Raw genomic sequence first — 6,912 nt, 5'->3', positions numbered from 1 at the left:
TAATGAATATGACAACGCAGGCAATGTGACGGCAACGACGGATGCTGAAAACAAGCGGACAGCCTATACTTACAGCGGTCGTAACTTGCTGACAGTAACGACTTATGCAGATACAACTACTGAAAGCCGCAGCTACGACGGTGCAGGGAATGTGCTGACTATCACTGATGAAGAAGGGAAAATTACAAGCTATACTTACGATAAGGAGAACAGGGAGACCTCTGTTACTTTTGCCGGGGAGATGACGGGCAAGGAATATGATGCTATTGGTAATCTTATCTTGGTAACTAAACCACTGGGAAATACAAAGGCAATGGTTTATGACGTCTTCAACAGACTTTTAGAAGTAAGTGAAGGAGGGCTAACCACAAAATATGCCTACGACAAGAACAGCAACGTCACGGTTCAGATGGATGCGCTGGGCCGTCGCGTTAAGTATGAATATGACGCGCTCGACCGGAAGGTGAAGCATATCCAGCCGGGGAGTATTGTTACTAGCTACGGCTACGACGCCGAAGGGAACCTGACGGCAATGACCGACGCCAAGGGGCAGGTCTTTGCTTATGTTTACGACAAGTTAAACAGGCAGACCGAGGCCAATTATCCCGACGTGGCGACACCTTATATGACGCCGCTAAAAACGGTGACGGCTTATGATGCGAATAATAATGTAACGACCGTTACGGAGACCAAGCGTGATGCAGGCGGGGCTACTGTGACAGACCTGACTGAGAATATTTACGATGATTTTGACCGATTGACCAGCAGCACGCAAAGGGGCGTGGCTGTGTCCTATACATACGACAATAATGGTAATAGAACCAGCGTGACAACTGCTTCCGGCAGTACTGCTTATACTTACGATAGTAGAAACCGCATTGAAACGGCCACAGCTGATACTTTGGTAACCAGCTACGGTTACTATGCTGATGGAAAGAAGGACACTGTTACTTACCCCAACGGCACAGATGTGAAATACACTTATCATCCGACAAACCGGGTGGCAAGTATTGTTAATAAGGTAACGGCTGATGGTTCGGTGATTTCCAGTTATGCCTATGCTTATGACAGTAATGGCAATAGGACGTCTCAAACAGAAGCCCAAAATGGAGCAACCGAAACAACTACCTATAGCTATGACGATCTTGACAGGATGACGGAATATACACTCACTTCCGGTGCTGATGTGACCGTTACAAACTATACCTTTGAGGGATATAACCGAAAGATAGAGACTGTCAGCGTCAACGGAACTGCAACCGCTTCAAAGACATATGCTTACGATGCCTTGGATAGGTTGACAAGTGTTGTTGATAGTGTACGTGGCAAAACCGTTGGTTATGCATATGACCTTAATGGCAATATGCTTAAAAAGATTGATAGCTCATTGCCGGGTGAAGAGACTAACTTTGTTTATGATGCGCTCAACCAGATGGTACAGACAACTGGTGGATCGGCTGCAAGTCAAACGGTACTTGGTCTCTATGATTACAATGCCGACGGTTTTAGGGTAAGGCATCGTTTAAGTGAGCGGGGAGACGTTGATTATTTCTATGATGGCGGTGCCGTAATTGAGGAGCACAATGCTGCTGACAGTTCATTGCTAGCTCATTACCGATATGCAGATAGATTACTCTCTCTGAATACTGGACTTGGAACTCAGTACTACCATCACGATGCTTTGGGTAGTACGGTTAACCTGACAGATAACATGGGCGCGGTAAAAGTAAGCTACAGCCTTGATCCATGGGGAACCATTAGAAGTCAGAGTGGGACTTCTGTTAACAGGCAGATATTCACAGGGCAGGAGCATGACGAGAAGACGGGGCTCATCTATTTCGGTGCACGTTACTATGATGCTGAGACGGCAAGGTTTATTTCGGAGGATACATATCTTGGTGAGTATGGTACTCCACCGTCATTACATAGGTACTTGTATGCTTACTCGAATCCGACGGTTTATATTGATTTGTATGGTTATGCGTCAAGTGAGTATGCGTCTCTGGATGAAATTGATACGGGCGCTAAATATATAGAATATGATGGTAGCTATTATAACCCTGATGCAGCTGCATGGGAGGATAACGAACTATCCTATGAGATAGTCATGGAAAATGGCGTAGAAAAAACGATGGAAAGAGGTTTTTACGATAATGTAAAACATAAATATCAAAAAATTAAAGAATCTCTATTTGGTGATGAAAAAGTTACAGTAGAGAGTGAAAATGGTGAAAAAGAGTATGAAGAGCAATTGCAAAATCCTGCACTCTTAAGAAAAAGTGCGTATGCTAAGGCTCTTGTAGATAATGCGAAAGATGTTACCCGGAAAGCCGTCAATGAAGTTGAAGAAACTGTTAGCAGTCCTGAAAATATTGTAGTAGCTGCTGCAACAAGAACACCGCTTGGTAAGTTTATAGAGAAAACAGGTGGTTCTATTAAAGAAAAAAAGAAGTGGGTAAAGGGCAGGTGGGAAGCGATTAAGGATAGATGGAAGAAGTGGAGGAAGAAGGGGGACGGTAATGCTACTAAAACATCTGTAAACTTGGGACGGTATTCTGGTAATTTGGTTAAAGTTAATAAGCCAGACGGTGCAGCAGACGCTTTAGCAAAAAGACTTAAAGGAGAATCGCGTGTGGCATTTGCAAGTGATCCAATAGGACGTGAATTTGATGTTATAAGCGATCAATTCATAGCTCAAACTAAACCAGCTTTGAGAAAAGTTGGTACAAAATTTCGAAAACAAGCTAAAGCAACTTTTGAAGCGGCGAAAGAGACTAATAAAAAAGTTTATTTCCACTTTGAAGGTCAACCTTCTAAAGAAGTTCTTAATAAAATATCTGAATATGCTGATAGATATGGGGTTGAATACATTATTGATACTAAAACTTTATTTTAACTATATAGAGGTAGAAAATGATTGAATACAATGGTTGGGTAGCGATTAATATGTCTACATATGAAGATGACTTAGATGAACTTGAAGAAGCAGTATGCAAAATTCGAAAGAAAATAGATTTAATTTTTTTTGAAGGTCGTATTCTTGAGTTAAAAGCAATAAATGGGACATATACACTTGTTGTTGCTGGCTCTACAAATCATAAATCACAAGATGTGATAGATATTTTTGACTTATATCAATTGATTAAAGAAATTACACCTGGTTCATACGGGATATTATATTTTAGAGATGATGAAAATTTAAATGGCAAAGATAATGAATTTAGTGTTTGGGTATTGAAAAGAGGTGTTTTTGTAGAAGAAATAGATAAACATTTATCACCTTGTATCCCAACAATTGAAGATGGGGAAGAATAGAAGAACAAAAATAATACAGAGGGCCTGGTGTCCTATTTCACCACCTCTGAAGCCATAGAAAATGAAAAGCAAGAGCGGCTGAGATTCCGCATAGTTCTTTGACAATTGAATTAACTTGAAAATATAACACCCCTGTCATGTTGGTTACATGATGGGGGTGCTTAGTTTTCTTTTACGAGACTTACAGCTACGATAATTTCGATACGATGCTGTCGGCAATCTCACGCTGGTTACCAAACCGCTAGGCAACACCAGGGCAATGACCTATGACGTATTCAACAGGCTGACAGAGGTGAGCGAAGGCGGGCTCGTTACCAAATACGCCTACGATAAAAACAGCTGTCCTATTTCACCACCTTCTGGACACTTGAAAATACATAAAAAAGAAGCAAAAAATGTTCATCTGATTTTGTGATTTTATTTTGCAGTTTGTTTTATGAGGGATGAATTAAAAAAGATGATTCAGTCAGTGTAAAAAATCCTGATATTTATGAATTTAAGACGCAGCTATCTGTTGCCCCATTTTTTGGATACCCGATTAAAGACTTAGGGTCGGAGATCTCTGACCGGATTTCTTTTTTTATAATCAGGCAGCTTTTTTCAGTCTGTAGGCTTTTAATAAATCATTACCGAAGCTCAATTCCTCAATAGGCGCACGGATTTGCTTTGCATCTTTTGGTGGTTTTTTTATAGGCTCTTTATAATAAAGCCTGTCCGGCGCCTGCCCCCCAATGCCTTGATGTAATCGATACTGATTGTAGTACAAGAGATATTCCTCCAAAAGCTTATCAACCTGCTTTTTGTTTTTCAGAAAGAAAAAGCACATGAACTCATATTTTAGAGATTGAAAGAAACGCTCTATCTTCCCGTTGGTCTGGGGATGCCGCACAGAGGTTTTGATGTGCTTTACTCCCTGAGCTTTCAGGCAGTTCCTGAAAACCCCGGCAGTAAACTGAGAGCCGTTGTCAGTGATCATTCGATTGGGTAATCCATATTTAGAAAAAAGGGCCTTGCATTCACCTGTTACCCAATCAGCAGTGGGGTGAAAGGTTGAAGAAAGAGAAAGGACCTTTCTTGAATAATGGTCAATTACACCAAGAATATATATTGGAAATATCCCGAACAGATACAGGATTGTTAAATCAATAGACCATATAGAATTCGGCTTCGATGCTGTAATTATCAGTGGAGGTTTTTCTTCTTTTGGAGAATTTGTGTTTTTATCAGGATACCTTTCCGGTTTGAGAAGAATCCTTCTTACTGTTGATGGAGAGATGAAAAGCTGAACACCCCAAATATGGATTGCAATACGAAGGTATCCCCAGCTTGGGTTGTTTTCCTTAATGGCCTTAACCAGTGCAACAATATGAGGTGGCGTTCTGTTTGGTGACTGATGAGGGTTTGAAGATTTTGGGATGAGGTCGAAAATATTTTCTTTTGCTTTTTTGATGTAAGAGTAAAGCGTAGAAGGAGCCAAAGGAAGGTATTGCCTGATTCTTCGACGGGGGCTTTTGAACTTGAGGGCAAAAAAATGATTCTGCATTTGGTGATAAAGGAACGTTTGCCATCTTGCCGCCTGATTTGATGTTTCATGATGGCACTTGCCGCTTTTAGTTTTCGAACTTCAAGTTGCAGATATTGTATTTGCAGATCAGTGGAAAAGGATGGGGGGTAAAATCGTTGCAGCTTACAAAAAGTGGAGAAAAAGCCGACCTATGATTTTTCCTGCTGGTTTTGTCAATAATAGTCTCCATGAAGAAAAGAGATAAAAAAAAAGCAAAAGAAAATAATGGGACACGGATTTACACGGATTACACAGATTTTTAAAAGATAAGGGCAAAGAGCGTTTTAAGGTTAAAAGATAAAACAAAAGAGCTAATAAAAATAATGGGACAGGTCTGAACAGGGATTTCATAGATTTAAGAGGTAAGAGTAAAGAATACTTTTTAGATTTTAAACAGTGTTTATCTGCGAAATCCCTGTCCTATTAAAAGGAGTAATGATTCGCTCGTGCTGAGCCCGTCGAAGCACTTTTACCTTTTGGGCAACAACCCCTTGAGACCTGCCTCCTGCATATTTTCAAAAAACAAGTGTGAAAATTCCGCGAGTAAATATTTTTACCCGTAAAAAGTGCATTTATTCGTTTTTTACCCAAAAAAGCAAAAAAAGCCGAAAGATAATGCTAAAAAAAGCAAAAAAAGCCGAGTATTTTATTTTTTAGTGTAATAAAATTGTAGTTAATTTGGGCTGAATCGTGGTGGAGTTGGATCAAATTAGTCGTTGAAAATAATGGGACACAGATGAACACGGATTACACAGATTTAAGAGATAAGAGTAAAAGAATACTTTTTAGATTTTAAACAGTGTTTATCTGCGAAATCCGTGTCCCGTCAAAAGGAGTCATTATGAAAGTTATGAATAGATTTTTTAAGCAAATATTACCGGTGGTGATGTGCGTTTTTTTTCTTGGCCTTTCTGCTCATGCGGCGCCTATTGAAAAAATAAGGATTGTCAAGATTGCTCCTATGGATGGAACGGCGGTGGTAAAAGAGCCCGGCAGCAGGGAACTTAAACTGGTGAAAGTGGGTGATACGCTCGGTGACAAGGGGGGCATCATTAAAGAAATCGCCAAAGGGCGGGTGGTTATTGAAATTGGACAGGGGGATGAGAAGGAGATAGTGATTATTAGTGTGGGAAAGGGGAAACAGAGGGTGGAGAGGATAAGGAAGAGCGTAAAAGAATAATGGGACACGGATAAGATCGGATTACACGGATTTAAAAGAACATCTTTAGGTTTTAATCTGTGTTCATCTGCGAAATCTGTGTCCAATAAAAAGAATTTAAAAGAATAATGGGACAGGGATACACACTGATTTCACGGATTAAAAGATAAGGGCTAAAAGCGTTTTTAGGGTTTAAATATAAAGGAAACGAGATAAGAGGAAATATTAGGTCAGGGCTTACTTGGATTTTTAAATGAGTGCAAAAAGGATTTTAATCTGTGTTCATCAGTGAAATCCGTGTCCTATAAAATGGTTTTAGATGAAAGATTTTAAACATAAGGAATTATCGGAAAAGATCATAAGCGCTTTTTATAAGGTTTATAACGAGTTTGGATATGGTTTTCTGGAGAAGGTTTATGAAAATTCCCTGATGATAGAGCTGGAGTCAACGGGGCTTGCTGCTGAAGCACAGAAAGCCATCACAGTTTCATATAGAGGGAAAACGGTTGGAGAATACTTTGCCGATATTATGGTTGACGATTTAATCATTATAGAAATAAAAGCGGCAAGAAATCTTAGCCAGGAACACGAAGCGCAACTGCTTAATTATTTAAAAGCGACAAACAAAGAAGTGGGGCTTTTGCTTAACTTTGGACCCAGGGCGGAAGTAAAACGTAAAGTGTTTGATAATTGGAGGAAGGTCTGATGGGAAGAAAAATAACAGAGATTTACAGAGAGTTAATGTTAGAGGGTGTTCAAAATTCTGTGTCAATTTAACCAAAGCTGATATATTCAGCTAAAAAAGGAGAATTGACATGAGTAAAGAAGAAAGTAGTTTTGATTTTAACAAAGCCCTTAAAGCGATTCAGGAAGG

The 6,912-nt window shown here is 39.8% G+C and carries 5 protein-coding genes and 1 pseudogene; 5 read left to right on the top strand and 1 reads right to left on the bottom strand.

Annotated features, from left to right (window positions below; all coding sequences use genetic code 11):
* The 3 genes and pseudogenes from OEV42_21095 to OEV42_21085 all read left to right on the top strand — a co-directional run.
* Positions 1-2,896: hypothetical protein (locus OEV42_21095; GenBank protein MDH3976767.1), on the top strand; the 2,896-nt coding region annotated here is incomplete at its 5' end.
* A gap of 17 nt (positions 2,897-2,913) precedes the next feature.
* Positions 2,914-3,315: an immunity 7 family protein gene (locus OEV42_21090; GenBank protein MDH3976766.1), complete on the top strand. Its 402-nt coding sequence runs from the start codon at positions 2,914-2,916 to the stop codon at positions 3,313-3,315.
* A 214-nt stretch (positions 3,316-3,529) separates the two neighbouring features.
* Positions 3,530-3,730: pseudogene (locus OEV42_21085) on the top strand (RHS repeat protein).
* A 171-nt stretch (positions 3,731-3,901) separates the two neighbouring features.
* Here the strand turns inward: OEV42_21085 and OEV42_21080 are convergent.
* Positions 3,902-4,858 (bottom strand): DDE-type integrase/transposase/recombinase, encoded by a 957-nt coding sequence (locus OEV42_21080; protein MDH3976765.1) that lies wholly within the window; start codon positions 4,856-4,858, stop codon positions 3,902-3,904.
* Between the two features lie 871 nt (positions 4,859-5,729).
* On the opposite strand from OEV42_21080, the gene OEV42_21075 reads away from it, so the two are divergent.
* Both OEV42_21075 and OEV42_21070 read left to right on the top strand, forming a co-directional pair.
* The gene (locus OEV42_21075) at positions 5,730-6,059 is read left to right on the top strand and encodes a hypothetical protein (protein MDH3976764.1); all 330 of its coding nucleotides are present in this window, start codon (positions 5,730-5,732) and stop codon (positions 6,057-6,059) included.
* Between the two features lie 298 nt (positions 6,060-6,357).
* On the top strand, positions 6,358-6,744 hold the full coding sequence (locus OEV42_21070) for a GxxExxY protein (GenBank protein ID MDH3976763.1): 387 nt from the start codon (positions 6,358-6,360) through the stop codon (positions 6,742-6,744).
* Positions 6,745-6,912: the final 168 nt, after the last annotated feature.

The organism is Deltaproteobacteria bacterium (genome assembly GCA_029860075.1).
Classification (GTDB): Bacteria; Desulfobacterota; JADFVX01; order JADFVX01; family JADFVX01; genus JAOUBX01.
The sequence above is the reverse complement of the archived record's forward strand: the minus strand, read 5'-3'. Positions and strand labels throughout refer to the sequence as shown.